Raw genomic sequence first — 1,524 nt, forward strand, 5'->3', positions numbered from 1 at the left:
ATAAAATTAAATAAGAATAGATGTACCTTGTATAAATTCAAGAATATGGCTTGAAAGTTTCTACCAGCTACCATTAAATAGCTTGTCTACAAGGAATGGGACATTAATAATATTTTTATACTATTTTTATTCCGTTTTGTAGAAAACTTTGGCCAAATAGTGGTCAAAGTTTTTTTATATTTAGACGAACATTCCCTTTCAATCATTAAATCTGGCAAATAGGAGATTACATCATGAAAAACTTTTTTAGATTTACAGAACGGAATACGTCCTATAAACAGGAAACTTTAGCAGGGATAACGACCTTCTTGTCAATCGCCTATATATTAGTCGTTAATCCGCTTATCCTGAGTCAGTCTGGGATGAATCAAGGGGCTGTGTTCACGGCAACAGCGCTTACGGCCATCATCGGTACACTGCTGATCGGTTTACTTGCGAACTTTCCAATCGCTATTGCCCCTAGTATGGGATTGAATTCATTTTTCACATTTTCAGTATGTATTGGAATGGGCATTGAGTGGCAAGTCACTCTAACGGGCGTTTTTGTAGCTGGAATCATTTTTATGCTGTTAAGTTTAATGAAAATCCGAGAAAAGATTATTAATGTCATTCCAATGGATTTAAAATATGCCATCGCTTCTGGAATTGGATTTTTCATCACCTTTATCGGGTTAAAAAATGGTGGAATTGTTATCGGCAATGCAGATACATTTGTTTCTATTGGTGATTTAACTTCACCGATGACGCTGCTAGCTATTATTGGTCTTATTATGACAATCATTATGCTAGTACGTGGCATCAGCGGCGGAATTTTCTACGGAATGGTTATGACAACGATTATTGGGATGGTTTTCGGATTAATCGATGTTCCTTCATCTATTGTGGGAAGTATCCCGAGCCTTGAGCCAACATTTGGTGTTGTGTTTGGTCATTTAGATGAAATATACACCCCGCAAATACTGACCGTAATCTTTACATTTTTAATCGTTGCCTTTTTTGATACAGCTGGAGCCTTAATAGGATTAACTAGCCAAGCAGGAATGATGAAGGATAATAAGATTCCTGATATCGGGAAAGGATTGCTTGCCGATTCGGCTGCTGGTGTGATTGGCGCTGTTTTAGGTACATCGACACCTGCTACAAGTGTTGAATCTTCTGCTGGTATTGCGGTCGGAGGAAAAACCGGCTTTACATCTGTCGTAATAGCAGCTTGTTTCGTCGTTGCTTTATTCTTCTCACCACTTGTTAGTGTTATATCAGTGGAAGTGACATCAGCTGCATTAATTATTGTTGGTGCATTAATGGCTATGGAAATCCGACGAATCAATTGGACGAAGTTAGAAATTGTCATTCCGGCATTTTTAACAATTATTATGATGCCGCTAACTTCTAGTGTGGTTATCGGGATTGGGTTAGGTTTTATTCTTTATCCAATTTGTTTAGTCGCACAAAAGCGTGCTAAAGAAGTACATCCAATTATGTATGTGCTTTGTCTGTTATTTCTTTTATACTTTGCGTTTATCA

General features: G+C 37.5%; 1 protein-coding gene and 1 riboswitch. The gene reads left to right on the forward strand.

The genetic code is table 11. The annotated features are described in order from the left end of the window. Positions 1 to 7: 7 nt before the first annotated feature. Positions 8 to 109: riboswitch (purine riboswitch) on the forward strand. A 124-nt stretch (positions 110 to 233) separates the two neighbouring features. Then, a partial coding sequence (locus tag AC52RT_RS07520; protein WP_495540168.1) for an NCS2 family permease occupies positions 234 to 1,524 on the forward strand: 1,291 nt, incomplete at its 3' end.

It is taken from the genome of Peribacillus sp. (assembly GCF_059453735.1).